Annotated in this window: 22 protein-coding genes and 1 pseudogene; 8 read left to right on the top strand and 15 right to left on the bottom strand. The window is 63.1% G+C overall.

What is annotated here, in order from left to right; genetic code table 11:
- The first annotated feature begins 53 nt into the window (after positions 1–53).
- The 3 genes from B097_RS0112075 (at position 54) to B097_RS0112085 (ending at position 2,724) form a co-directional block, all read left to right on the top strand.
- On the top strand, positions 54–1,073 hold the full coding sequence (locus B097_RS0112075; protein ID WP_018582781.1) for a metal ABC transporter solute-binding protein, Zn/Mn family: 1,020 nt from the start codon (positions 54–56) through the stop codon (positions 1,071–1,073).
- Positions 1,074–1,158: 85 nt separating this feature from the next.
- Positions 1,159–1,860 (top strand): metal ABC transporter ATP-binding protein, encoded by a 702-nt coding sequence (locus B097_RS0112080; RefSeq protein ID WP_018582782.1) that lies wholly within the window; start codon positions 1,159–1,161, stop codon positions 1,858–1,860.
- Positions 1,861–2,724 (top strand): metal ABC transporter permease, encoded by an 864-nt coding sequence (locus B097_RS0112085; RefSeq protein ID WP_018582783.1) that lies wholly within the window; start codon positions 1,861–1,863, stop codon positions 2,722–2,724.
- An 8-nt stretch (positions 2,725–2,732) separates the two neighbouring features.
- Here B097_RS0112085 and B097_RS0112090 read toward each other — a convergent pair whose 3' ends face one another.
- From B097_RS0112090 to B097_RS0112120, 7 genes are all read right to left on the bottom strand, one after another.
- Entirely contained in the window at positions 2,733–3,887 is a 1,155-nt protein-coding gene (locus B097_RS0112090) for an HNH endonuclease signature motif containing protein (protein ID WP_018582784.1), read from the bottom strand.
- Positions 3,888–4,013: 126 nt separating this feature from the next.
- Positions 4,014–4,958, bottom strand: a complete 945-nt coding sequence (rlmB, locus tag B097_RS0112095) for a 23S rRNA (guanosine(2251)-2'-O)-methyltransferase RlmB (protein ID WP_018582785.1) — start codon at positions 4,956–4,958, stop codon at positions 4,014–4,016.
- 3 nt (positions 4,959–4,961) lie between these two features.
- Positions 4,962–6,353 (bottom strand): cysteine--tRNA ligase, encoded by a 1,392-nt coding sequence (gene cysS, locus B097_RS0112100; protein ID WP_018582786.1) that lies wholly within the window; start codon positions 6,351–6,353, stop codon positions 4,962–4,964.
- A gap of 24 nt (positions 6,354–6,377) precedes the next feature.
- The gene (gene nagB, locus B097_RS0112105) at positions 6,378–7,172 is read right to left on the bottom strand and encodes a glucosamine-6-phosphate deaminase (RefSeq protein WP_018582787.1); all 795 of its coding nucleotides are present in this window, start codon (positions 7,170–7,172) and stop codon (positions 6,378–6,380) included.
- A gap of 30 nt (positions 7,173–7,202) precedes the next feature.
- Positions 7,203–7,703 (bottom strand): 2-C-methyl-D-erythritol 2,4-cyclodiphosphate synthase, encoded by a 501-nt coding sequence (ispF, locus tag B097_RS0112110; protein WP_018582788.1) that lies wholly within the window; start codon positions 7,701–7,703, stop codon positions 7,203–7,205.
- 12 nt (positions 7,704–7,715) lie between these two features.
- A complete protein-coding gene (ispD, locus tag B097_RS0112115; protein ID WP_018582789.1) occupies positions 7,716–8,435 on the bottom strand; it encodes a 2-C-methyl-D-erythritol 4-phosphate cytidylyltransferase in 720 nt (239 codons plus the stop codon).
- Positions 8,436–8,452: 17 nt separating this feature from the next.
- Positions 8,453–9,049: a CarD family transcriptional regulator gene (locus tag B097_RS0112120; RefSeq protein WP_018582790.1), complete on the bottom strand. Its 597-nt coding sequence runs from the start codon at positions 9,047–9,049 to the stop codon at positions 8,453–8,455.
- Between the two features lie 298 nt (positions 9,050–9,347).
- Here B097_RS0112120 and B097_RS0112125 point away from each other — a divergent pair, with 298 nt between their 5' ends.
- The 3 genes from B097_RS0112125 to disA all read left to right on the top strand — a co-directional run bounded on the left by B097_RS0112125 (position 9,348) and on the right by disA (position 12,494).
- Positions 9,348–9,935 (top strand): hypothetical protein, encoded by a 588-nt coding sequence (locus B097_RS0112125; protein ID WP_018582791.1) that lies wholly within the window; start codon positions 9,348–9,350, stop codon positions 9,933–9,935.
- Between the two features lie 85 nt (positions 9,936–10,020).
- Positions 10,021–11,418 carry a DNA repair protein RadA gene (radA, locus tag B097_RS0112130; RefSeq protein WP_018582792.1) on the top strand — a complete coding sequence of 466 codons (1,398 nt, stop codon included), beginning with the start codon at positions 10,021–10,023 and terminating at the stop codon, positions 11,416–11,418.
- A gap of 11 nt (positions 11,419–11,429) precedes the next feature.
- Complete coding sequence (gene disA, locus B097_RS0112135; RefSeq protein WP_018582793.1) at positions 11,430–12,494, top strand: DNA integrity scanning diadenylate cyclase DisA; 1,065 nt, start codon at positions 11,430–11,432, stop codon at positions 12,492–12,494.
- 6 nt (positions 12,495–12,500) lie between these two features.
- On the opposite strand, the gene B097_RS0112140 is transcribed toward disA, so the two are convergent.
- Both B097_RS0112140 and B097_RS0112145 read right to left on the bottom strand, forming a co-directional pair.
- Positions 12,501–13,205, bottom strand: coding sequence for a hypothetical protein (locus B097_RS0112140; protein WP_018582794.1), 705 nt, complete (start codon positions 13,203–13,205; stop codon positions 12,501–12,503).
- A gap of 76 nt (positions 13,206–13,281) precedes the next feature.
- Complete coding sequence (locus B097_RS0112145) at positions 13,282–13,896, bottom strand: carbonic anhydrase (RefSeq protein WP_018582795.1); 615 nt, start codon at positions 13,894–13,896, stop codon at positions 13,282–13,284.
- 30 nt (positions 13,897–13,926) lie between these two features.
- Between B097_RS0112145 and B097_RS0112150 the strand changes: the two genes are divergently transcribed.
- Entirely contained in the window at positions 13,927–14,814 is an 888-nt protein-coding gene (locus B097_RS0112150) for an HhH-GPD family protein (protein ID WP_018582796.1), read from the top strand.
- Here B097_RS0112150 and B097_RS13400 read toward each other — a convergent pair whose 3' ends face one another.
- A complete protein-coding gene (locus B097_RS13400) occupies positions 14,815–14,985 on the bottom strand; it encodes a DUF4236 domain-containing protein (RefSeq protein ID WP_018582797.1) in 171 nt (56 codons plus the stop codon).
- 60 nt (positions 14,986–15,045) lie between these two features.
- Here B097_RS13400 and B097_RS0112160 point away from each other — a divergent pair, with 60 nt between their 5' ends.
- Positions 15,046–16,347 (top strand): lipase family protein, encoded by a 1,302-nt coding sequence (locus B097_RS0112160; RefSeq protein WP_026254511.1) that lies wholly within the window; start codon positions 15,046–15,048, stop codon positions 16,345–16,347.
- 13 nt (positions 16,348–16,360) lie between these two features.
- Here the strand turns inward: B097_RS0112160 and ptsP are convergent, their stop codons facing one another.
- From ptsP to B097_RS13030, 5 genes and pseudogenes are all read right to left on the bottom strand, one after another.
- Entirely contained in the window at positions 16,361–18,046 is a 1,686-nt protein-coding gene (gene ptsP, locus B097_RS0112165; RefSeq protein WP_018582799.1) for a phosphoenolpyruvate--protein phosphotransferase, read from the bottom strand.
- A gap of 4 nt (positions 18,047–18,050) precedes the next feature.
- Positions 18,051–18,890 carry a PRD domain-containing protein gene (locus B097_RS0112170; protein ID WP_018582800.1) on the bottom strand — a complete coding sequence of 280 codons (840 nt, stop codon included), beginning with the start codon at positions 18,888–18,890 and terminating at the stop codon, positions 18,051–18,053.
- A gap of 22 nt (positions 18,891–18,912) precedes the next feature.
- Positions 18,913–20,964, bottom strand: coding sequence for a glucose PTS transporter subunit IIA (locus B097_RS0112175; RefSeq protein ID WP_018582801.1), 2,052 nt, complete (start codon positions 20,962–20,964; stop codon positions 18,913–18,915).
- A 266-nt stretch (positions 20,965–21,230) separates the two neighbouring features.
- On the bottom strand, positions 21,231–23,969 hold the full coding sequence (locus tag B097_RS0112180) for an ATP-dependent Clp protease ATP-binding subunit (RefSeq protein WP_018582802.1): 2,739 nt from the start codon (positions 23,967–23,969) through the stop codon (positions 21,231–21,233).
- A 649-nt stretch (positions 23,970–24,618) separates the two neighbouring features.
- Positions 24,619–24,852: pseudogene (locus tag B097_RS13030) on the bottom strand (IS256 family transposase); the annotation flags it as partial.

Below are 24,852 nucleotides of genomic sequence, written 5' to 3' on the forward strand. Positions count from 1 at the left end.
TCAACACGTTTTCATCTTGACAACGTTTTTCAACAGTGTTTTTATTGGTGACTATGAAACTGACCCGAACCATCTTCGCCACACTTGCCGCCGGCGCCCTCGCGCTCGCCGGATGCTCCTCCGACAGCGCCGACACGTCCCCCGACACTTCCGCTAACGCCTCCCCGGAGGCAAGCGGCGAAGGCTTGAACATCGTCGCATCCACCAGCATCTGGGGCGATATCGCATCCGCCGTCGTCACCGACCAAGACGCCACCATCACCCCCATCATTAGCGGCAACACCGTCGACCCCCACCACTTCGAACCCGCAGCCGCCGATCTCGCCAAGGCTGCCGAAGCCGACATCGTCGTCGTTGGCGGTGGCGGGTACGACGCCTGGCTCTACGAGGTCGTCGACGAAGAAAAGATCGTCCACGCGCTGCCGCTCATCGAGCACAGCCACGACCATGACCACGAGCATGATCATGACCACGCGCACAGCGAAGAGCATGCACACGACGAGGAACATGCACACTACCACGACGCTCACGCCGACCACGAGGGCCATGACCACGGCCCCATCGAGATGATCGACGGCAACGAACACATCTGGTACGACACCGACGCCGTCGAATATGTCGCCGAGGAAATCGAGGCCGCCGCCAAGGCCATCGACCCCGACATCGAAGCCGATGCGCAGCCCGTCCTCGACCGCATGGCCGCCATGGACGAGATGATTAAAGAACTCCCGGCAGCGCAGGTCACCCAGTCCGAATCCGTCGCCGACTACATCATCCACGACTCCGCGCTAACCGATGTCACCCCGGAGAGCTACCGCAAGGCCATCTTGAGCCACACCGAGCCGGCCGCAGCCGACCTGGCCGAGTTCTTGGAGACGCTCAATTCGGAGCCAGTCGACATGCTGATTTTCAACCCTCAAACCGCCACCGATACCGCCACCCGCATCCGTGACGCTGCGGAGGAGAACGACATCGCGATCGTCGAGATCGCGGAGACGCCGGAGGAAGGCACCAACTTCCTCGACTACTTCGAAGACCGCGTCAACGCGCTGTCGGAAGCCGCGAAGGCGTAGCATATCGGCAGAGCGTCCGGCGATCCCATCTCTCGTGCCTCCAGGGTGTCCTGGGGGCTTTCCGCCGTTAATCTGGAAGGTTTTTATGCTGGTGCAGTTTCATCAGGCCGCGGTGGACCCGCTGTGGTCGGACCTGAATTTGACGGTCGAGTCGGGCGAGTTCATCGCGGTGCTGGGCCCGAACGGTGTGGGTAAGTCCACGCTGCTGGGCACCATCATGGGCACCCGCGATATCACGGCCGGCCGCGTGGAGGTCAACGGGCGGTTCGGTTATATCCCGCAGCAGCGCATGTTTCCGGAAGATTTGCCGATGCGGGTCCGCGACTTAGTCTCCTTGTCGCTGGCCCATGGTGTGGTGCGTCGTCGGACTGCGTCGCGGGCGCGTGTCGACGAATTACTGGCCCACGTGGGTGCTACTGGCATTGCGGACCGGTCGGTGGGAAGGCTGTCGGGCGGGCAGCAACAGTTGGTGCGCCAGGCCCAGGCGTTGGCGAACGATCCGGACATTTTGCTTGCCGACGAGCCCCTGCTCAGTTTGGATGTGGCAAAGCAACAGGAGGTCGTCGATAAGCTCGATGCTCGTCGCCGTGAACGCGGGACCGCGGTGCTTTTTGTTACCCACGGGATTAATCCGATTCTGCGAGTGACCGACCGGGTCGTGTATCTGGCGCCGCATGGGCACACGATCGGGACCGTGGCCGAGGTGATGCGCTCCGAGGTGCTCAGCGAACTGTATAACACGCGGGTAGATGTGGTGGAGATCGACGGCCGAATGGTGGTGTTATAAATGATCGCCGACTTATGGGCTGATACGCAGTATTTGCTCAGCGTTGATTTTGTGCAGACGTCCCTGGTGGCCTGCGCGTTCCTGGGGCTGCTGTCCGGGGTGATGACCAGCCTGATCGTGTTACGCCAGATGTCTTTTTCAGTGCACGCGACCAGCGAGCTGGCCCTGATGGGCGCGTCGGCGGCCCTGCTTTTTGGGCTCAACATTGGGCTGGGCGCGGTGGCCGGGTCGATCGTGGCGGCGATCGTGCTCGCACTGCTGGGCATGCGCGGCCAGCAGGACTCGGCCGTGGGCGTGGTGATGAGCGCAGGCATGGGACTGTCAGTGCTGTTTCTGCACCTCTACCCGGGCAATTCGGCGACGGCGATGACGCTTCTGATGGGTCAGATCGTGGGCGTGTCGACGGCGTCGCTGTGGCTGCTGATCGCCACGACCGTCATCGTTGTTCTGGCCGTCGTCGTGTTCTGGCGGCCCATCCTGTTTGCCTCCGCCGACCCCGTCATGGCGCGCGCCGCCGGCGTCCCCGTGCGCGCCGTGGCCGTGGGTTTCGCCGTCCTGGTCGGATTGGCCTCCGCCCAGTCCGTCCAGGTCGTCGGTGCGCTGCTGGTGATGGCACTGCTGATCACCCCGGGCGCGGCGGCAGTCCAGATCACCTCGAGCCCGATCCGCGCAGTCATATGGTCGGTCGTGTTCGCGGAACTGTCCGCCGTCGGCGGGTTCATCCTGTCCCTGGCCCCGGGCGTCCCGGTCAGCGTGTTCGTCGCGGGTATCTCCTTTCTCATCTACCTGGTGTGTCGCGCAATCGGTTGGTGGCGCAAGCGCGGAGCCACCCGCGATGAGCTCGCTGCGAACTCACGACACTAAACAGCGCTTCACAGGTGAACCGGTAATCCAGCGGCTTCTCGCACAGCTCTGATCGCCCCGCCCCGCGCCGCCGGGTGCATGTTCAGCTCCGGCTCTCCCCCGTAGGCCGGCACCCAATAATCCAAACCACCGATCTTCTCAATGTGGCCATAGCGGGGTCGGTCGCGGTCGTCGTCGTTACGCCCATTATCGAAATCGCACAGCATGGTGTAGTTGTCCATCTCGGATTCCCCGCCATCCTTGTACGCCGTGATGTGGTGCATCTGGCATTCGTCGGCCGGCTTGCCGCAGCCCGGCCAGGCGCACACCGGCGTTTTCAGGCGTTGGCGCAGCCGCTCTTTCAAGGTGGCGAATCGGCGCGGGCCCAGCTGCTCATTGTTGGGGTCGCGCAGGCGGTACAGTTCCAGATCTTCGCCGGTGATTTCGTCGACAAGCAAAGCAAAACCTGCGTCGGCAAGCTTCGCGGAGACGAAATCGGCCCCGGTCATCACAGTGCCATTCGTCAGCGCCAGGCGCACCTTATCGGGACCGGCGCCCTCCCAGCTCAGCGCCTCCCCGTTGAGCGGCACGATGATCGCCGGCGCCAGCTCCGGGCCTGTCCCATCGCCGGAGGTCGCCAGCCGCAGCAGCGCCTCCGCCGGCTCAATGCCGTGCTCGCGCGCGAACGATGTCGCCTTGTCCATCGCCGCCTTCACCAGGTGCGCCGGCCCGCGCAGCTTCATATCGCTTAACGACGAATCCGGCACCGCTTTACTACTCAGCTTCATCTCCGGGTTCTGGGCCGTATCGCCGTTGTACTCAGCGACCAGCTCGCGTGCCCGCTTCCGTAGGGTACGCAGCACGGGCGCGCACGACGCCAACTCCTGGCGTAGCTCCCACTTCCGATTCTTGTCGCGGAGCTTGCGCACGAAGCTTTCGATCTCATTCATCGTGTTAAACGTGTGCTCCATCGCCGTCAAGATAGCGCACACGGCGGCCTGTTTGCGGCTCGCGTTGGTGTCGGTGCAGTACACGTCGGCAAGGCGCGCAATGGTTTTCGCCATGGTGGCGTCGAGGCCTTCGTGGCACAGGTCGATCACGCTCATGCCGGCGGCATCACTGAGCACGTCCAGCGGCGAGCGCCAACCTGTGGCGAAGGCTTTCAGGGCTTCTTTTTCGTTCATGACCCTGACGCTAAAACATTATTCGCGGCCGCGTTTTCGGGCAGAAAAAATCTGTGGATAACTCTGAGTTATCCACAGATTTTGGGGTTTCCACGGTCAGCACCTCATGAGCCGGCCCGGCGCGGGTTAGGCTGTGGGGTTACGCCTCTGGCGGGCGAATTCGCTCAGCACCACACCGGCGGCTACGGAGGCGTTGAGGGATTCGACCCAGTCCGTCGTCGGAATGGACATGATCGTGTCGCAGTTTTCCCGCACCAGCCGCGAAATGCCCTTGCCTTCGGAGCCCACCACGATGAGGACATTGTCGCGGCCGCCGTCGTACGTGTCCAGCGTGTGCTCCCCACCGGCATCGAGCCCGACCACCTGGTAGCCGTTCTTCTGGAACTGCTGCACGGTGCGCGTCATGTTCGTCTCGCGCGCCACCGGCAGCCGCGCCGCCGTGCCCGCCGAGGTCCGCCACGCCACGCCCGTGACTTGGGCGCTGCGCCGCTCCGGGATGATCACCCCGTGGCCGCCGAAGGCCGCGGTGGATCGGATCACGGCCCCCAGGTTGCGCGGGTCGGTGATGTTGTCCAGCAGCACGAACATGCCTTTTTCGCCGCGGTCGCGCACGCTGGACAGCAGGTCGAAGGCGTTGGCGTATTTATAGGGCGCGATTTGCAGCCCGATGCCTTGGTGCAGGGTGTTGCCCACCAGGCGGTCTAGTTCGTGGCGCGCGATCTCACGGGTGGGGATATTCCGCTCATGGGCGATCTGCACGGCTTCGGCCAGGCGATCGTCGGCACCTGCGCCCTGGGCAACAATCAGCGCTTCCGCCGGCACGTCAGCGTGCAGGCATTCGATAACCGGGTTGCGGCCCACCACCAAATCCGGCTGTTCGCGCTCATGCCTGCCGGAGTTGCTGCGGTCGCGCTGCACCTTAGCTTTGTGTTTTGCGTGGTAGACGCGGTCTTCGGCTTTGGGCGTGGGGCCTTTGCCGCGCAGGCCGCGCCGGTTTTTTCCGCCGGTGCCTTTGGTGGCGCCTTTCTTGCTTGTTTGGCGTACGTCGGGGCGTCGATAAGGTTTTGCCATTGTTTAGTCCTTCAGTGTCCAGGTGGGGCCGTCGGCGGTGTCGGTGACGTCGATGCCGGCTTCGGTGAGCCGGTCGCGTACGGCGTCGGCGGTGTCCCAGTCTTTGTTGGCGCGAGCTTCTGCCCGGCGGGTGAGTTCGGCGCGCACGAGTACGTCGAGCGCGTGGTGGGCGTCGTCGCTTGTCGACGATTGGTCCTGCCATTGTCCTGGGTCCACTCCGAGGACTGCTGTCATGGCGCGGACTTGGCCGGCGAGTTCTGTGGCGGTCTTGTCGTCGCCACGCGCGAGTGCGCTGTTTCCTTCGCGGACCGCGTTGTGGATTTCGGCCAGTGCGCGTGGGACGCCGAAATCGTCGTTAAGCGCCTCGGCGAAAGCGTCGGTCCAGTGGGTGGGTTGGGCATCGGGTAGCTTGCCGACGAAGGCTTCGATCCTGCGGTAGCCGGCGGCCGCTTCGTGGAGTGCCTCGGGGGAGTACTCGAGGACGCTGCGGTAGTGGGCGCTGCCCAGGTAGTAGCGCAGTTCGACGGGGCGGACCATGTCGAGCATCTTGGGTACCGAGAGTACGTTGCCGAGGGATTTCGACATTTTTTCGCCGCTCATGGTCACCCAGTGGTTGTGCATCCAGTAGTTGGCGAACTTGTCGCCGACTGCGTGGGATTGGGCCTGTTCGTTTTCGTGGTGCGGGAACTGCAGGTCGAGGCCGCCGCCGTGGATGTCGAACTGGCCGCCGAGGTACCAGGTGGACATGGCGGAGCACTCGAGGTGCCAACCGGGCCGGCCGTTGCCCCAGGGTGTCGGCCAGTGCGGTTCGCCAGGTTTCGCAGCCTTCCACAGGGCGAAGTCGAGCGCGTGGCGCTTGCCGCGGTTATCGGTTTCGCCCTGGGCGTCCTGGCCGAGCTCATCGACCCGGTTGCCGGAAAGCGAGCCGTAGTCACCGCCGGCATCCACCCAGGCTTGCACGTCGAAGTACACGGAACCGTCGGCGGCATAGGCGTAGCCGTTGTCGATGAGGCGCTGCATGTAGTCGACCATTTGGGTGACGTGCCCGGTCGCACGCGGTTCGACGCTGGGCGGCAACACACCAAGCGTGTTGTAGGCCCAGGTGAATTCGCGCTCGTAGTGGCTGACCCATTCCCACCAGGGCCGGCCGGCGTCGGCGGCTTTGTTGAGGATTTTGTCGTCGATGTCGGTGACGTTGCGCACGAACGCCACATCGTAGCCTTGGGCGGAAAACCAGCGGCGGACGATGTCGAAAGCCACTCCGCTGCGCACATGCCCGATGTGGGGCTGTGCTTGCGGGGTGGCGCCGCACAGGTAGATGGAGACGTGTCCTTCCCGCACGGGCTGGAAGTCACGCAGTGTACGTGTTGCGGTGTCGAAGATGCGTTGAGTCACACGGCCTAGTTTAGACCACACCTATTAGTACTTCGGTTGCCCGTCGATTCCGCGCCAACTGGGCCGCATTTCTTCGACGCGGCGGTAGTACTGGCTGTCCTTCAGCATCATGGCGGCGTCCTCGTCGACGACGACCGTGGCGTTGGTGTGCAGCTGGAGCACGCTGGCGGGGCACGACGCAGATACGGGCCCTTCGACGAGGCGTGCCACGGCGCGCGCTTTACCCTGCCCGGTGGCGATCAGCAGTGCCTGGTTGGAGCGCAGAATCGTGCCCAGGCCTTGGGTGATGGCGTGCTTCGGAACATCGTCGATGGTGTCGAAGAAGCGGGCGTTGTCTTTCACGGTTTGGGCGTGCAGCACCTCCACCCTTGTCGACGAGCGCAGGGAGGTCGCAGGCTCATTGAAGCCGATGTGCCCGTTGGTGCCAATCCCCAGCAGCTGACAATTGATACCACCCGACATCACGATCGCATCTTCATACTCCTGCGCCGCGATCCACGGCTTATCGCTCATGCCGTTAGGCGAGTGCACGTCGGAATCATTGATGTCGATGTGGTTGGTGAACTCGTTGCGGATCACGTAGTGGTAGCTCTGCTCATGCTCCGGCGGCACGCCGATATATTCGTCCAGGCAGAAGGCCTTGGTCCCCTTGAAGGAGATCTCGCCGGCTTCGCAGCGGCGGATCAGTTCCTGGTACGTTTTCAGCGGGGTGGAGCCGGTGGCTAGTCCCAGCACGGCGCCGGGACGGAGGTTTGCTGCGATGATGTCGGCGGCAGTCTGGGCGACATCGTCGGGGGTGCGACGAATCAAAATTTCCATGTTTTTACTGTAGCGGACAGGTTCCGCTCGCTATATTTCCTGGACGTCCACTAATGCCGTGGCGATCGCCGCCCGCCCTTCCCCGCTGCCGGTAAAGCCCATGTGATCGGTCGTGGTCGCGGCCACGCTGACCGGCGCGCCGAGCGCCTCCGACAGGACCTGCTGCGCCTCCTCGCGGCGCGGCCCGAACTTCGGGGTCTGCCCGATCAGCTGCGCGCTGACGTTGAGCACCCGGTGGCCGTGCTTGTCCAGGAGCTCGCGCAGCTCAGTAAGCAGCTGCACGCCGGTCACGCCGTCGTACTCCGGCCTACCCACCCCGACGAAACTGCCCAGATCACCCAGTCCGCAGGCGGACAAGACAGCATCGACCACCGCGTGGGAAACAACGTCGCCGTCGGAGTGGCCTTCACAACCGTCGTCGTCCGCGAACAGGACCCCGGCGATCCAGCACTCTTTACCGGCTTGGATCTGGTGGGCATCAAAGGCGGTGCCCACGCGCAGGTTGTTGAGCGGGTTGTCGGATTCGGTCATCAGATGACTCCTTTAGTCAGCGGGTACCTCGAACACGGTGGGTTCGGCCTCGTCGGTGATGGTGGTGGCCAGTGTCAGGTCGATGGGCGTGGTGATCTTAAACGCCATCGGATCGCCGTTGACGCAGGTCACGTCCACGCCGAACCATTCCATCAGGCTCGCGTCATCGGTGGCGACGAAGCCAGGGTCGGTCGTCGAAAAGTACTGTTCATTGGCGCGGCGCAACTGCGCAAGGTCGAAGCCTTGGGGCGTTTGCACGGCGCGGAGGCGTGCGCGATCGGGCGTGCCGACGACGAGATCCCCCGCAACCTCTTTGATGGTGTCAGCGACGGGGACGACGGGCACAACGGCGGGGGCGCCGGCCAAGACGGTGCGGGCGACGCGGGCGATCATGCCTGGTGGGGTGAGTGCGCGCGCGGCGTCGTGGATCAGGACGACAGCGTTGTCGTCGTCAATTGCTTGCAGCCCCGCCCAAATGCTGTCGGCGCGTTCGCCGCCGCCGTGGATGAAACGGACCTGCGGGTGCCCAGCAAAAGCCTGCCGGGCGTGGTTTTCCATGTCGGGGCTGACCAGCACGATGATCTCGTCGACGATCTCGGCGGTTTCCATCGCCGTGACGGAACGCTCGACCAGCGAGCGGCCGCGCAGGCGGACGAATGCTTTGGGGATATCTGCACCCAAGCGGGTTCCGCGCCCGGCGGCGGCGATGATGGCGATGACTTTGCGGGACACAGTAGTCGACCGCCGGTTTAGGACGTGCCGTTCTCGTCTGCGTCTTCGTCGTCGAAGCTGAGGTCGTCGATATCGATATCGTCCTCATCGTCGAACTCGCCGGCAGGCTTGTCGGCCTTGGCGTGACGCTGCATCATCTCCTGGATTTCCTTCTCCAGTTCGTCAGCCTTCTTCTCGTCGACAGGCTGCGCCAGGGCGAGCTCGCCGACCAAGATCTGACGGGCCTTGCCCAGCATGCGCTTCTCACCGGCGGAGAGTCCGCGGTCCTGGTCGCGCCGCCACAGGTCGCGCACCACTTCGGCGACCTTGTTGATGTCGCCGGACGCGAGGCGTTCCTGGTTGGCCTTGTAGCGCCGCGACCAGTTTCCGGCCTCTTCCACGTCGGTTTCACGCAGCACGGAGAAGACCTTTTCCAGGCCTTCCTTGCCGACGACGTCACGCACACCGACCATTTCGGTGTTCTTGATGGGCACGCGCACTTCTAGGTCAGACTGCAGGATCTTCAGAACGAGGAATTCGAGCTTCTCTCCGCCCATTTCCCGTTCTTCGATGTCGGCGATGCGGGCGGCTCCGTGATGTGGGTAAACGACCACTTCTCCGACTTTGAATTCCATTGCTGCTCCTTCACGCGCACGTCTTGCGGGCCGTTCACGGCCACAGATGATCGCCCCCATTCTATCACCATGTGAAAACGAACACCGATCCGGCCGCGGGGGTAGGGAAAATATGAAAAGTTTACCCCCGGTTGACCCCAAAGGGTTCACGGCGTTGAGCAGCAGTTCCCTTAAGTTCCGTCCAAAGTGTGTATCTAGCAGGCATTAATACTAAGCTCAACTGTTGTTACACGCCCTGTTCACTGTCGCGTGCACCTCACGCCACCCGGTGAACTTACAACGATGGAGGACCCCCACAGTGAAGTCCCAGAAGTCGGCACTGCGTCGCGGAGCAGCCGTTTCCGCCGCTGCCCTGTCCGCCCTGCTCCTTGCTTCGTGCTCGGCTGGTCAGATTACTCAGACCTCAAGCCAGGTTGCACCGGTCGACGGCGCCACCATGTACACGGAGAACGACGAGCTCGCGGTCCAGGATGTCACCATTGTGCTGGAGGAAAACGGCGATGCTTCGCTGAAGTTCACCGCCAGCAACCAGGACGTCACCCACGCTGAGCACACCCTTGAGTCCATCACCGTGGCCGGCGAAGAGGTCGACCATGACAGCATCGATCCCCTGAAGTACAACTGCACCGTCGTTGCAGGTTCCGCAGACTTCCTGGATTCGATCCCGCAGAGCGAGGACGGCTGCGTGCAGTACGTCGAGACCGGCGTGGAGAACCAGGACTTCGCCTACGGCGGCACCCAGGAGGTCGTGTTCAACTTCGATACCGGCCCACTGACCCTCAACGCTGCCGTGTCCGCACCTTCCCTGCCTGCAGGCCAGGTCCCACGCGGCCCTGAGACCAACGTGTCCAACGAGGACCAGGCAGAGCTGGACGCGAACAACTAGCTCGCTTATCGACGATTCCTCCGTCGCTTTCGCCGCAGCCACACCACCCGGTGTGCTGCGGCTTTGTCTTATGCTAGGAGCCACTATGGCGAAGAAACAGAAAACCGTCCACACCTGTTCCGAGTGTGGCTACTCCTCCCCGAAGTGGCTGGGGCGTTGCCCGGACTGTGGCTCGTGGGGCACCTTGCAGGAATCAGCTCCCCTGGCACCCGCTGGGGGTTCGCGGGCCGCGGTATCGGCGCGCAATGCCCAGATTCAAGCACTCACCCCCACGGCGCCGGCGCAGCCGATCACGAAGGTCGACGCCTCTGCGACGGCGCGCCAACCCTCAGGCATTGGGGAGCTGGACCGCGTGCTTGGCGGTGGCGTAGTCCCCGGCTCCGTGGTGCTCATGGCGGGCGAGCCAGGCGTGGGCAAATCCACCCTGCTATTAGAGGTGGCCAGCAAGTGGGCGGGGGTTAATCGTCGACAAGCACTGTACGTTACTGCGGAAGAATCGGCAGGCCAGGTCCGTTCGCGGGCGGAACGCACCGGCGGGATGAAGGACACACTTTTTCTGGCGGCAGAATCGAATCTGGATGTGGTCTTTGGGCACGTGGAGCAGCTCAAGCCGAGCCTGATCATTGTGGACTCGGTGCAAACCATGATCGCGCCCGGTGTGGAAGGCGTGGCGGGAGGTGTGGCGCAATCGCGGGCTGTGACGGCGGCGTTGACCAGCCTGGCAAAGACGACGAATATTCCGATCATGCTGGTGGGGCACGTGACGAAGGACGGCAATGTGGCCGGGCCCCGCGTGCTGGAACACCTGGTGGATGTGGTGCTGAACTTTGAGGGCGATAGGCAATCCAGCCTGCGGATGCTGCGCGGCATCAAGAATCGTTTCGGCGCGACCGATGATGTGGGCTGTTTCGAGCAGACGGCCGACGGGATCCGCGAGGTGCCCGACCCCAGCGGCCTGTTCCTGTCGCACCGGGGCCACACCCCGGACGGTTCCGCCGTGACGGTGGCGATGGATGGGGTGCGGCCCATGCTGGCTGAGGTGCAGGCGCTGACGGTGGACCCGGTGAATAAGTCGCCACGGCGCGTGGTGACGGGCCTGGATTTCAACCGAGTGCCCATGGTGCTGGCGGTGCTGCAGGCGCGCTGCGGGCAGCGCACGAATGACAAGGACGCCTATGTGGCAACCGTGGGCGGGGTGAAGATCACCGAGACAGCCACCGATCTTGCGGTGGCGCTGGCGACGTGGTCGAGTCTCCACGAGACTCCCCTACCGCCGAAAACCGTCGTCATCGGCGAGGTCGGCTTGGCGGGCGAACTGCGGCGGGTGCCGAATCTGGCGCGCCGACTCCAGGAAGCTGCACGCTTGGGTTACAAGCGGGCCATCGTCCCCGCGGGTGAGGACGTGTCGGTCTCAGGTATGAAGGTCTCACAGGTGGGCACGCTTTCCGAAGCCCTGAATCTGCTAGCGCCGGGCAGGAACTAAACTTCTGTGGCATGAGTGAATCCTCCTTGGTGCCTCCCGCAACACTGCGCGAAACGTTGGTCCGGCTGGCCCCCGGTACCGAACTACGCGACGGCCTGGAAAGAATCCAACGTGGCCGCACCGGGGCGCTCATCGTGCTTGGCGACGACCCCGCCGTCATCGACGTATGCGACGGCGGCATTAGCTTCGACGTGCCCTTCGCCCCCACTCTGCTGCGCGAACTGTCCAAGATGGATGGTGCCGTCGTGCTGTCGACGGATTGCACGCGCATCATTAAGGCGAACGTGCAGCTAGTCCCCTCGCCCTCCTACCCCACTGGAGAGTCAGGGACGCGGCACCGCTCGGCGGAACGCACCGCGCTACAGACCGGCCGGCCCGTGATTGCGGTGAGCGCGTCGATGAACACCATCACCTTGTACGTGGAAGGCCAGCGCTACGTGCTGGTGGAACCGGCTGCCATCATGACTCGCGCCAACCAACAGTTGGGCACAATGGAGCGCTACCGCACCAGGCTCGACCTAGCGAACCAACGCCTCTTCGTCGCAGAGATGAACAACTACGCCACGGTGTCCGATGTGATCAGCGTGATGCAGCGCGAACTGCTGCTTAAGCGCGCCGGCCAGGACCTAGACCGCGATGTGCTAGAGCTGGGCACCGACGCGCGTCAGCTCGCTCTCCAGCTCACCGAATTGCGCGGCGACAACGACACCCAGATCAACCTGCTCGTGCGCGACTATCTGGTCTGCCCCGGTGTTCCTTCCGCGGAGGATGTCGCCGAGGTTACCGCGGCGCTGGACCGGCTGCCGGATTCGCAGCTTCTCACCCCGGCCCCGATCGCCCGGGCGCTCAACCTGCCGGGCACGGAGGAAACGCTGGTGCGTGAGATTGTGCCGCGCGGCTACCGGGCGCTGGCACGGGTGCCCCGGGTGCAGGAATTCCTCATGGACCACTTGATTGAGGCTTTCGGTGACTTGAACGGCCTGTTGGAGGCAAGCGTTGAGGAGATCGCTGAAGCAGACAACGTGTCTTCGCTGTGGGCGCGCCACGTCCACGAAGGATTGCAGCGCCTCAGCTAGCCCACGCTAGTTCAGGTTGAAAGGCGTGGCGTCGGAGTTATTGTCGCCGATTACGCCGTACAAAACATAGGCGCCGGCAGGCACAGGCTGGCGGTCGGTGCACTGGCCCGGCGCGGAGCCGGTGCGGGACCACACTGCCTGGTAGTTGCGGGTCTGGCCCGGCTCAAAGGTGACGTCCCCGGTGATCACGGAGGGATAGCAGTCGGTGTCGGACCAGATGCGGCGGTTGGATCCCATGTCGTAAACCTCGAAGCGCAGGGTGTCGTCTTCGAGTGTGAGTTCGCAGTCGGCGCCCGTGGGGTTGGTTACTTCCATGAACATTTGGGGTTGTTCGTTGGCGCCGTAGGTTGGTTTGCTGGTGGAGGCCACAACGCGCAGGTCATCGATCTCGCAGGAGGTTTTGTCGGCGAGGTTTTCGCTGCTCCGCTCCGGCTCGGACGAAGCCTCAGATTCGGATTCAGTCTCAGTTTCCGTTTCGGGCTCAGTCTCTGTTTCGGCGGTCGTCTCGTCGTCAAGTTCGACGGTCGGTGTGGCCGGGGTCGGCGGGGCGGAGCTGACGGTTTCGTTGGGTTGCTCGTCGTTGCCGGCGGAGCGGCCCCAGGCGGTCAGTGCCCACACAATGAGCGCAACGACGACAAGGATGATCACCACGGCGGCGACGCGGCGGCGGACGTAGTACTTCTCTGGGAGTCGATGCGGTTGTTGTGTCACACCATCAACTCTAAAACTCGACGGGCCTTACCTGCGGGATTCACGCCGCGGCGTGTCTCAACCCTCCACCCGCGCCCTAGACCACGCCGTGTTTGACTACTTCTTCGATGCGGCCGTCGGACAGGCGGTAGCGCGCGGCCACGACACCGAGTTCGCCGGCGTGCAGCGCCTTGTGGATCGACGGGATGCGCGTGATCAGCTGGTCAGCGGTGATCGCGGCATGGGCTGCCTCGACGTTCTCGGCTTCGATATCGCCGTCAATCTTGGATTCCAGCACGCTGGGCACGATCTTTTCGATGAACACGCGCTGGGAGTCAACCGGAACCTCGCCGGTTTTCGTCGCGGCGATCGCAGCCCCCACCGCGCCGCAGGATTCGTGGCCGAGCACCACGATCAACCCGATATTGAGGTTTTTCACCGCGAATTCCAGCGAGCCCAGCACGGCCGCGTCGGTGCATTCGCCCGCGGTGCGTACGACGAAGAGGTCGCCGAAGCCGGTGTCAAAGATCAGTTCGACGGGCGCGCGGGAATCGGAACACGCCAGCACGGCTGCGATCGGGTCCTGCCCGCTTTGCAGCTCTTCACGACGCTCAGCATAAGAGTGCGGATGCTCGGGGGATTGCCCTGCGAAACGCTTATTGCCTTCCTTGAGCAGGTCCCAGATTTGCTGTGGTGTTTTGTTGTGAGGCATAGGCCTATTATGTCACCTAGGCTGTGAGGAATGAGCACGAACGCCGCGAATTTTCCCCGTAACACGGTTATCGATTGGTTCGAGGCTAATGCCCGCCCCCTGCCCTGGCGCGAGCCGGCGACGACTCCCTGGGCGATCCTGCTTTCAGAGGTGATGAGCCAGCAGACCCCGGTGGCGCGCGTGGCCCCGGTCTGGCATAAATGGTTGCAGCGCTGGCCCGACCCGGCCACGTTTGCGCAGGCAGAGCCCGCAGAAGTGTTGCGCGCTTGGGGCACTTTGGGCTATCCGCGCCGCGCGCTGCGCCTGCTGGAGTGCGCGCAGGTGATCGTCGATAAGCATGGCGGTGAGGTGCCGTCGGATGTCGACGAGTTGCTGGCGCTGCCGGGGATCGGCGATTATACGGCGCGCGCGGTGGCGTGTTTCGCGTATCAGCGCAATGTGCCGGTGGTGGATACGAATGTGCGTCGCATGTACGCGCGCATGGTGGATGGGCGGCCGATCGCTCCGCCGGCTTCGAAGCGCGAGTTAGCGGAGGTTGAGGCTTTGCTTCCCGACGATAAGGGCCCCATCTTTTCCGCCGGCCTCATGGAGCTGGGCGCGCTGATCTGCACCGCCACTTCCCCGCGGTGCGAACAGTGCCCCGTTCAGGCGCACTGCAACTGGTTCCAAGCAGGCAAACCCGCCCCCACCGAAGAGGAGCTGCGCAAGAAAAAGGTGCAGAAATTTGCGGGCACAGACCGGCAGGTCCGCGGACTGATCATGAAGGTGCTGCGCGAGGCGGAGGCTCCGGTGCCACGCGAGGAGATCGACATCGTCTGGCCCGACGGCGCCCAGCGTGACCGGGCACTCTTTTCGCTTCTCGACGATGGCCTCGCCGAACAGGACGCGTCAGGCCTGTTCCACCTGCCGCGCGCTTAGCTACTTCCAGCGGCCACGGAAATTGAGGCCGCCGGGCAGGTTGACATAGAACCCGCCGCGCGAGTTCAAGGTCACCGGCCCCACCTTCGTGGAGGTGGAAAGCCCGGATTTGGACACGTTGATCCAGGAATTCTTGCCGATCTTTTTCTTATCGCGGTAGTACAAGCCCATGGCTTGGAAGTATACCCAGAACTGCTGCTCGCCTTGGGCCCGTGGGATAAGATTCGTCGCATGAGAAGAATTCGTCGTCAAGCAAAGAAGTGCGTGGCTGTCGCTACCGCCGCCGCGCTACTGGCCGGAATAGCCGTACCCGCCCAGGCGCAACAATCCAGTCAGCCCGATAGCGCGCTGACCTGGCAGGACCCTTTCTACCTGCCGCCGGAGGAGATTCCGGCGCCCGGCACGCTGATCCGCACCCAGCCGGCGCCGCAACTGCTCAATATCCTGGGCCCGGACTTCCCGGGCTATGCGCAGAAGATTCTGTACTCGTCGACGACGATCCACGGCGACCCCGTAGCCGTGTCCGGATTCACCATCGAACCGGCCAACCCCTGGCGTGGGGAAGGCCCCACCCCAACGGTGGTGTTCGCACCCGGCACGCGCGGGTCCGGCGACGCGTGCGCACCGTCGAAGGGCCCGGGCCTGTACGGCCAGGTGGACCCTGCCAACCAAGCCCTGGGCATCAACTACGAAATCCCCTTCTACCAGGCCGCCAGCCTGCTGGGCATGCGCGTGGTGGTCACCGACTATATCGGCCTGGGCACCCCCGGCGCGCACAGCTACGTACTGCACACGGAGGAAGGCCACGCGGTACTGGACGCGGCGCGCGCCACCACGCCGGCGGACCAGCCGGTCGGTTTTTACGGCTACTCCCAGGGCGGCGGGGCCGTGGCGGCCGCGGCAGAGCTGCACTCCACCTACGCCCCTGAGGTGAACCTGGTGGGCACGTATTCCGGTGCCGCACCTGCCGGTTTGATCGATGTGATGGACGGGGTGGACCGCTCCTCGATCGTGGCGGTGCTGGGCTTCGCCTACCACGGGTGGGGCGCGCGCTACCCATTTTTCACCGAGGCTTTCGACGACATCACCAACGAGCGCGGTAAGCAGATGCTCGCAAGCACGAAGGATGCCTGTATTTTCGATGCGGCCGTGCAGTGGGCCATGACCGACACGTCAACGCTGACCACCACCGGCGAGTCTTTCGCGCAGGTGGCTTTGCGTGACCCGCGCGTGGTCGAACTCATGGAGTCCCAGAAACTAGGCCAGAAACCACTAAGCGCGCCGATCTTGGTGGCCACCGGCGGCAACGATGACGTCGTGCCCAGCCCACAAACCACGCAGATGGCACGCGACTACTGCGCCCAGGGAGCCATGGTCACGCATATCGACGAGGGCGTTGCCGAGCTGACACCAGGGGTAAAGATCGGACTGAACCACGCCGGCGGCATATTCACCCAGGCGCTTCCTGCGGCCAACTGGTTGAAGGACCGCTTCAACGGCGTGCCCGCGCCGAACCACTGCGGCACCTTCTAACCAGCAGTTCCGGTTACATAAGGTCGCGCAGGACCGGATCGGCGATGCGCAGCACCGCGGCCTTGGCTTCTTCCGCCGTCCACGAATCAACGGCGTAGGCCGCCATCTGCTGGCAGGTCGAACGGTCGTGCAGGCGCAGGGCCGCGCGCACGGCGTTGACCTTGCTTGGCGCCATCGACAGTGACGACACACCCAGGCCCACCAGCACCAACGCCAGCAGCGGGTCGCCGCCGGCCTCACCGCACACGCCGATGTGCTTGCCGGTCGCGTTGCCGCCCTCGCAGGTGGCCTTGATCATGTTCAGCACGGCGGGCTGCCACGGATCCAGCAGATCCGACAGCGCGCCCTCCATGCGGTCGGCGGCCATGGTGTACTGCGAGAGGTCGTTCGTGCCGATCGACGCGAAGTCCGCCTCCGAGAGCACATACTTTGAACGGATCGCAGCGGCCGGGGTTTCCACCATCACGCCCGCTTTCGGCAGGCCGGCTGCGCGCGCCTTGTCGACGAACCACCGGGTCTCTTCCACGGTGGACACCATGGGGGCCATCACCCACAGGTCCGCACCCGTTTCCTTGTAGGCGGCGGCCAAAGCTTCCAGTTGCTCGTCGAGAAGATCCTCACGCGCCTGGCTGAGCCGCAGGCCGCGGCGGCCCAAAGCAGGGTTTTCCTCCTCGCCCAAGTTGGCGAAGCTCAACGGCTTGTCGGCGCCGGCATCGAGGGTACGTACGACGACGCGCCGGCCACCGAAAGCGCGAAGCACTTCGGTATATGTGGCGGTTTGCTCCTCCACGGTGGGGGCGGTTTCGCGCGAGAGGAAGAGAAATTCGGTGCGGAAGAGCCCGGAGCCTTCCAGGTCGAAAGCGGCAGCCTTCTTCGCGTCCTCGGCGGTGCCGATATTGGCCAGCAGCTTCACGGGGTGGCCATCGCGGGTCGCGCCCTCACCGGAGGAGCCCGCCAGGGCGGTGGCGCGGCGGTGGGAACGCTCAGCCAGCTCATCGGTGTCGTCCTGGGTGGGGCTGACGATGATCTCCCCTACCCCGCCGTCGAGTGCGACCACGCCGCCGGGGACGAGGTTGTCGGCGATGCCGGTGGCCTTCACCACTGCCGGGATCCCCAGCTGCGCGGCCAGGATTGCGGTGTGCGAGGTCGGCCCGCCCTCCGAGGTGATGATGCCGCGCACCAACTCCGGGTCGAGGGTGGCGGTTTCCGCAGGTGCCAGGTCCACGGCCACGATCACGCTTGGCTCTGTCATCGTCGGCACGCCCGGCTCCTCAAGCCCGCGGAGGCGAGCGATGGCGCGGTCGCGCACGTCGTAGAGGTCGGTGACCCGCTCCGCCATGTAGCCGCCGAGTTTGCGCAGCTTTGTCGCGAAGTTTTCCACCGCATCATGGACCGCGCGGGTGACACCGGAGCCCTTTTTCAGCTCCTTGGTCACGGTGCGCAGCAAGCCGCGGTCGGTGGCAAGGCCAGCCGTGGCCTGCAAAATAGCCTTGGAGGTTTCGGGGGCTTCGTCGGCACGCGCGTTCAGGCCATCGGCGACCTTCTGGAAGACCTCCTTGATGCGGGCGGTATCTTCCTCCGGGTTGGTGCAAGCGGGCTCGTTGGTGTCGACGCCTGCCGGCGGGGTGATGAACACGGCCGGGCCGAAAGCGGTGCCGGCGGACACCCCAACTCCGTGGATGATGGTGCGGGTACTCATTGTCTTAATTGTCCTTTCGCTGAGCGCCCAGGCGCTCAATGTGGAGGGTGAGATAGGCGATCTCTTCGTCGTTTAGATCCGCGTCGAAACGCAACTCGACGATGGCGGCCACCTGCTGCGCGCACTGCACGGCCTCAGGGTAGGTCTCCAAAATCTGAACAGTCAAGGGATCCGCCAAGGCCGTCAGCTGCTCTCCGCTGGCCAGCCTGGTGAACAGGTAACGCATATGGGTGATGAAACGCGCGGCGGCTATCGACGATTGTTCCAGCTCAATGCCATAAAAAGCGCCAATGACGCTGAGGATCTGCTGGATCACACCCGTCATCTTGTAGGTGTAAGACAAATCACCGCTGGCAAAACCGGCGTTGACGAAATGCAACGCGAAAGCAATGGCCTCAGAATCCGCCAGAGGCTGCTCCAGATCCCGGTTGACGTACTCCAAGAGTCGCTGGGCCAAGGCGAGCTCCCGCGGATAGAGGTGGCGCACCTCCGCCTCTAGGGGGTAGGTGAAATCGTGCTCGAACTGCTGGCGTTCGATCGCGCCGTGCAGGTGATCGGCCAGGGCGGTGATGAGGGTGACCTTTTCGCGGAACGCGGCGGGGGCGTCGATCGAGACGAGTGCCTCATTGATGGTGGCGATGGCCTCGCCCGGGATCATGGCGAGCATCTCACCGAGGTGATCCGGGTCGCGGCCGTCGGCAGGCACAAATACTTTCTGGACGCGGGCCTGATCGACCTCGTCGCCAACGTGGGCGCCGAAGCCCAGGCCGCGCCCGGTGAGAATAACTTCCTCGGTGTCTTTCGCCAGCACGACGTTGTTATTAAACACGCGAAGTATGTGCATCCGGTTGTCCTTGCAGCTCTTCCTACTTATCGACGATCAATACAGGATCACCAGCAGCAACCGTGCCGGAACCCGTGGCCTTCACCGAGCCGAGACTCTTCGAGTTGACCACAGTCATAATCACCGTGGTATCGAAACCGGCTGCGGCGACAGCGTCGAAGTCAACGTCCGCCAGTGTATCCCCGGCAGTAACGTACTGTTTCTTTTCCACCGCGGGACTGAAACCTTCGCCCTTCATCTTCACGGTATCGATGCCAATGTGGACCAGAATCTCCACACCGTCGTCGGTTTTGATGCCGTAGGCATGCTTCGTCTTCGCCACCGAAATCACCTTGCCGGATACAGGAGCGGTGATCGTGGACTCTGCCGGCTTGATGCCGATGGCCTCGCCCAGGGCACCGGAGGAGAACGCCGCATCGTCCAGGTCTGCCATGGCGACGAATTCGCCGGCGACCGGCGCGGCGATCGTCGTGGTGGCGGTAGTAGTCGCAGTAGTTTGTTCGGGCGCAGCTGGCGCCACTGGCTCTGCAGGTTCGGCAGGGGCCTCGTCGTCAAGCGACACCGAGTCCGAACCTGCCTCGGCGCGCGCGAGTGCTTCCCCCTTTTCTTCGGGTGTGCGGTAGTCGGTGACGACGATCAGGATCATCGCGGTGAAAAATGCCACGGCGATCGCGATGAGGTACGGCACGATCGGGCTGAAGACCACGGTGGTCAGAAGCGAGGTGAACACGAACGCGTTGGTGGTCACGCCACCGGAGCCGGCGGACAGGATCGCGATGGTCAGGCCGCCGAGGAAGCAGCCGATCAGCATACGCGGGTAAATCCGCTTGAAACGTAGGTGAATACCGTAGAGCGAAGGCTCAGAGATGCCGCCGAAGAGGCCGGCGGCAAGCGCGCCGCCGGCTGTCTGGCGCATGGCGGGGTCGCGGTCGCGCATGGCGAGGATGAGCACGCCGGCGGTCGCGCCGAAGCAGGCGAAGTTCCACACGCCCATGGGGCCCTGGATGAAGTCATAACCCAGGGTGTTGATGTTGACCAGCATCAGGGCGTTGAGCGGCCAGTGCAGGCCCATCGGCACGAGGAATGGGTACAGCATCGGGATCAGGATGGCGAAGACGAACGGCGCATTGCCGTTAAGCCACGCCAAGCCCACGCCGATGATATTGCCCAGCCAAATACCGAACGGGCCGATCAGGAACGCCGTCAGCGGAATCACAACGACCAGCGTCAGAAACGACACGAAGACCATGTGCACCGCCGAGGGGATTACTTTCTGCAGGCCCTTGTACACCAGGGCTGCCACCGGCGCCATGATCAGCGGGACGAACACGTTGCCGCCATAGTCGTTGAGCAGCAGCGGCAGGCCGAACACGTTGATCGAGTACACCTCGGTGCCCAGCGCCTCGTTCACGGTGGCGACGGCGTCCGGGTGGTTCTGCAGACCAATGAATTCGGGCGTCATCAGCGCGAAAATCACCGTGGCCGGCACCCACGCATTAATATTGAGCTTCTTGCCTGCGTTATAGGCCACGAACACCGGCAGGAAGTAGAAGACGGACCGCCACATCGCGTCGATGAAGACCCAGCCGGCGGCCTTGTCGTCGGCACGCGTATCGACGACACCGAAAGCTTCCATCACAGCCGTAAACGCAATGATCAGGGAGGCACCAAGCAGCACGCCGAGCAGCGGGCGGAAAGAATCCGAGAGGTACTCGAAGAAATTATCGGACCATGAATTCTTGCCACGTGTCTTCGAACGTGCCTCGGCTTTGATATCGTCGTTCGACTTCGCCGCGTCGCGATTTCTCATCTCCGGCAGCCGCTGCATCTCGTTGTACACGGTTGCCACGTCGCCGCCGACGATCACCTGGTAGTTGCTGGCGCCCTGAGGCACGGCACCCATCACCTTGGGGTTGTCCTCGAGGCGTTGCTTATCGACGAGCGACTGGTCATGTAGGTCGAAGCGCAACCTGGTCGCGCAGTGGGTAAATGAGGCGATGTTGTCTGCTCCGCCGATGCCCGCCAAAATGTCGGCGGCCTGGCCGGTCAGCGTGTTCTTTGTGTTTGTAGACATCGTCACTCCTTTCGCAGCTAAGGGTTGCTCCGGAACGCAAAAAGACCTGGGCGCACAGCAGTTTGCCGTGTTCCCAGGTCTTGCCTCACGTATTGATCGGAGTAACAACCCTGTTGGTTAACGTAATGTTCACCCTAGCACTGCGATAGTGACATTTCCAGCCCCTCGTCTTTCCGGTAACTTACATCACATTCCCTTGCTGCGCGCATGAAAATACCCGCCCAGGTTGTGCACCTGAGCGGGTAGATTCTTGCGGGGCCTACCTCTTAGAGAGGCTGACCGGCGCCCGCGGGGCCAGCCGCTGCTGGGCCATCGCCCTCGTCGTCACGCGGGGCAGGCTCTGCCTCCGGAACGTCTGGGCTGACCTGCTCCGACTCCGGCTCGACAGGATCCTCGACCTCGCGGACCTCCTCGGCCTCTTCCTCCGTGAAGGTGTCTTCCGGAAGTGGCTTCGGGCGTGGGGTGAAGGTGAACTTCGCCTCCTCGGTGTTCTTGGAGTCGCCGTCCCAGTTCTCCACGTCGACGGTGATGATCTCGCCGGCGCCGATCTCGCCGAAGAGGATCTTCTCACTCATCACGTCTTCAATCTCACGCTGGATGGTGCGACGCAGCGGGCGTGCACCCAACACTGGGTCGAAACCACGCTGAGCCAGAAGGTTCTTGGCCTTGTCGGTGAGCTCGACGCCCATATCCTGCTCCGCCAGCGCCTTCGCCACGCGTGCGATGAGAAGCTCGACCATTTCGACGATCTGCTCCTGGGTGAGCTGGTGGAAGACCACGATCTCGTCGATACGGTTCAAGAACTCAGGGCGGAAGTGTTTCTTCAGCTCGTCGTGCACCTTATTCTTCATGCGCTCATACTGCGCGTCCGAATCGGTCTCGTTGGAACCGCTGAAGCCCAAGCCCACAGCCTTGGAGATGTCGGAGGTACCCAGGTTCGAGGTGAAGATGAGCACGGTGTTCTTGAAGTCCACCACACGCCCCTGGCCGTCGGTGAGGTGACCTTCTTCGAGCACCTGGAGCAACGTGTTGTAAATCTCCTTGTGCGCCTTCTCGATCTCGTCGAAAAGCACCACGGAGAACGGCTTGCGGCGCACCTTCTCGGTGAGCTGACCGCCCTCTTCGTAGCCGACGTATCCCGGAGGGGCACCGAACAGGCGCGACGCTGTGAAGCGGTCATGGAACTCGCCCATGTCAATCTGAATCAGCGAGTCCTCATCGCCGAACAGGAACTCTGCCAGCGCCTTGGATAGCTCGGTCTTACCAACACCGGACGGGCCGGCGAAGATGAACGAACCGGACGGACGCTTCGGGTCCTTCAGGCCAGCGCGGGTACGACGAATGGCGCGCGACACTGCCTTGACGGCGTCGTCTTGGCCGATGATGCGCTTGTGTAGCTCGTCTTCCATGTTGAGCAGGCGGGAGGATTCCTTCTCGGTGAGCTTGAACACCGGAATGCCCGTCCATGCTGCAAGCACGTCAGCGATCTGGTCCTCGCCCACCTCGGCGATTTCCTCCAGGTCGCCTGCGCGCCACTGCTTTTCCTTCTCCGCGCGCTCCTCGCCCAACTTGCGCTCAGTATCGCGCAGGCCGGCAGCCTTCTCGAAGTCCTGGGCGTCGATGGCGGCTTCCTTCTCGCGGCGCACATCGGCGATGCGATCGTCGACCTCGCGCAGGCCCTCAGGAGCGGTCATGCGCTTGATGCGCATCCGCGCACCGGCCTCATCGAGCAGGTCCACTGCCTTATCCGGCAGGAAGCGGTCATTGATGTAGCGGTCCGACAGGTTCGCGGCTGCGGTCAGCGCATCGTCGGTGTAAGACACGCGGTGGTGTGCCTCATACTTATCGCGCAGCCCCTTGAGGATCAGCACGGTATCTTCCACGGAAGGCTCGTCGACCTGCACCGGCTGGAAACGACGCTCCAGCGCCGCATCCTTCTCGATGTGCTTGCGGTACTCATCCAGGGTGGTCGCACCGATGGTCTGCAGCTCGCCGCGGGCCAGCTTTGGCTTCAGCAAGCTAGCAGCGTCGATCGCGCCCTCGGCAGCACCAGCACCCACGAGGGTGTGGATCTCGTCGATAAACAGGATGATGTCGCCGCGCTGGTTAATCTCCTTGAGCACCTTCTTCAGGCGCTCCTCGAAGTCACCGCGGTAACGCGAACCCGCAACCAGGGAACCCAGGTCAAGCGAGTACACCTGCTTGTCCTTCAGGGTCTCTGGAACGTTTCCGTTAACGATGTCCAAGGCCAAGCCCTCGACGACGGCGGTCTTACCGACGCCGGGTTCACCGATGAGCACCGGGTTGTTCTTGGTACGGCGAGACAGCACCTGCATGATGCGCTCGATTTCCTTCTCGCGGCCCACCACTGGGTCGAGCTTGCCTTCCTTGGCAGCCTGGGTGAGGTTGCGACCAAACTGGTCCAGCACCAGCGAGTTAGAACGCTCGCCGGTGCGCCCACCTGCGCCCGGAGCACCAGTGCCTGGGCCCGCGCCTGCGCCGACGGGGCCGGCACCTGCGCCACCCTTGCCCTGCTCAGGGGCCTCAGGGTTCTGGCCCTGGCCACCTTCGTAGCCGGACAGTAGCTGGATAACCTGCTGGCGCACGCGCGGCAGGTCGGCGCCCAGCTTGGTCAGCACCTGAGCAGCAACGCCTTCGCCCTCACGGATGAGGCCGAGCAGCAGGAACTCAGTACCGATGTACTTGTGCCCCATCTGCAGCCCCTCACGCAGCGAGAGTTCAAGAACCTTCTTCGCGCGCGGAGTAAAGGGGATGTGCCCCGTGTGTGGCTGTGTGCCGTGGCCGATAATCTCTTCGACCTCACGGCGCACGTCTTCTAAATTAATTCCCATGGATTCGAGGGCCTTGGCTGCAACGCCCTCGCCTTCATGGATCAAGCCGAGCAAGATGTGCTCAGTACCGATGTAATTGTGGTTGAGCATCCGCGCTTCTTCCTGCGCGAGGACGATGACTCGGCGTGCCCGGTCAGTAAACCGTTCAAACATGTGGCAACCCCTTAACTCCAAAGATATTTGTCCTAATGTGTCACCCACCATAACCCGCCCGGCGCGCGGGATATTCATGGTTGGGAGCGAGCAATCGTCGAAAAGCAATGTTCTTGCAGCTCAGGGGCATGTACGCCGGTAGCGAACACCCCGCGAAAGCAGGTTTTGAGAGGACTTAACGCAGGGGCACACCGTGGCTGTCGTGGCTAACTTCGACTTCAGCTCCGGCTACTCCCCACAGTTCAAGGTCGACATCTATACAGCAGTTGATCTAACGACCGGCCCACAATCTCTCGACGCACATCTAAACGGTTTGCTATTGCACAACAGGTCAACGCTTCCGATGAAATCATTGCAGCGGAATGTAGTGTTGAGGGCGTAGTTACCCGAAACCGATACATAACTGGCAGTTAGCTGGCACTGCGATCGGAAATGTAATGGTATAAGCTGGACGAGTTATTTAAGGTGATGGGGAGCACTCCCCATTTAGCTTGAGACTTCATTCGATTTTCGGCAGCGTTTTGGGCATAGCGTTCGGGTGCCAACTGCCCGTACCGGACACCACCTTCATTGACGGAAAGGACGCCGCAATGGCGCATTACGACTTGTACGAGAGCGTGTCAAGTTGTTTGTGTGTGGGGCGTGATTATTAGAGGTAGGGCTCGAAGCGGTCAGGGTAAGCCACAGACATCTGGTTGATGGCCTGCTTCCAGTTCGTCNCCCGCCTGCCCTCGATCAGCCGGCCGCTGGTCGCCGCGACCCGTTTGCCCTGCTTAGCGCGCTTGGCGGCCCGTTTGTCCTCAATGTTGCAGATCATCAACCACAAGGTTTTGATCGCAGACTCATCGTTGGTGAACTGCACCCGATTCCGGGTGGCTTTACG

It is taken from the genome of Corynebacterium pilosum DSM 20521 = CIP 103422 (genome assembly GCF_000373805.1).
GTDB classification, from domain to species: domain Bacteria; phylum Actinomycetota; class Actinomycetes; order Mycobacteriales; family Mycobacteriaceae; genus Corynebacterium; species Corynebacterium pilosum.

What these genes read in the sequence shown, in the direction of transcription:
- ispF (WP_018582788.1), bottom strand. Translation starts at nt 7,703, where the DNA reads ATGACCGAATCCGACAACCCGCTCAACAACCTGCGCGTGGGCACCGCC.
- B097_RS0112120 (WP_018582790.1), bottom strand. Translation starts at nt 9,049, where the DNA reads ATGGAATTCAAAGTCGGAGAAGTGGTCGTTTACCCACATCACGGAGCC.
- B097_RS0112090 (WP_018582784.1), bottom strand. Translation starts at nt 3,887, where the DNA reads ATGAACGAAAAAGAAGCCCTGAAAGCCTTCGCCACAGGTTGGCGCTCG.
- B097_RS0112085 (WP_018582783.1), top strand. Translation starts at nt 1,861, where the DNA reads ATGATCGCCGACTTATGGGCTGATACGCAGTATTTGCTCAGCGTTGAT.
- radA (WP_018582792.1), top strand. Translation starts at nt 10,021, where the DNA reads ATGGCGAAGAAACAGAAAACCGTCCACACCTGTTCCGAGTGTGGCTAC.
- B097_RS0112170 (WP_018582800.1), bottom strand. Translation starts at nt 18,890, where the DNA reads ATGCACATACTTCGCGTGTTTAATAACAACGTCGTGCTGGCGAAAGAC.
- nagB (WP_018582787.1), bottom strand. Translation starts at nt 7,172, where the DNA reads ATGGAAATTTTGATTCGTCGCACCCCCGACGATGTCGCCCAGACTGCC.
- ptsP (WP_018582799.1), bottom strand. Translation starts at nt 18,046, where the DNA reads ATGAGTACCCGCACCATCATCCACGGAGTTGGGGTGTCCGCCGGCACC.
- B097_RS13400 (WP_018582797.1), bottom strand. Translation starts at nt 14,985, where the DNA reads ATGGGCTTGTACTACCGCGATAAGAAAAAGATCGGCAAGAATTCCTGG.
- rlmB (WP_018582785.1), bottom strand. Translation starts at nt 4,958, where the DNA reads ATGGCAAAACCTTATCGACGCCCCGACGTACGCCAAACAAGCAAGAAA.
- B097_RS0112075 (WP_018582781.1), top strand. Translation starts at nt 54, where the DNA reads ATGAAACTGACCCGAACCATCTTCGCCACACTTGCCGCCGGCGCCCTC.
- B097_RS0112175 (WP_018582801.1), bottom strand. Translation starts at nt 20,964, where the DNA reads ATGTCTACAAACACAAAGAACACGCTGACCGGCCAGGCCGCCGACATT.
- B097_RS0112080 (WP_018582782.1), top strand. Translation starts at nt 1,159, where the DNA reads ATGCTGGTGCAGTTTCATCAGGCCGCGGTGGACCCGCTGTGGTCGGAC.
- B097_RS0112160 (WP_026254511.1), top strand. Translation starts at nt 15,046, where the DNA reads ATGAGAAGAATTCGTCGTCAAGCAAAGAAGTGCGTGGCTGTCGCTACC.
- disA (WP_018582793.1), top strand. Translation starts at nt 11,430, where the DNA reads ATGAGTGAATCCTCCTTGGTGCCTCCCGCAACACTGCGCGAAACGTTG.
- B097_RS0112150 (WP_018582796.1), top strand. Translation starts at nt 13,927, where the DNA reads ATGAGCACGAACGCCGCGAATTTTCCCCGTAACACGGTTATCGATTGG.
- B097_RS0112145 (WP_018582795.1), bottom strand. Translation starts at nt 13,896, where the DNA reads ATGCCTCACAACAAAACACCACAGCAAATCTGGGACCTGCTCAAGGAA.
- B097_RS0112180 (WP_018582802.1), bottom strand. Translation starts at nt 23,969, where the DNA reads ATGTTTGAACGGTTTACTGACCGGGCACGCCGAGTCATCGTCCTCGCG.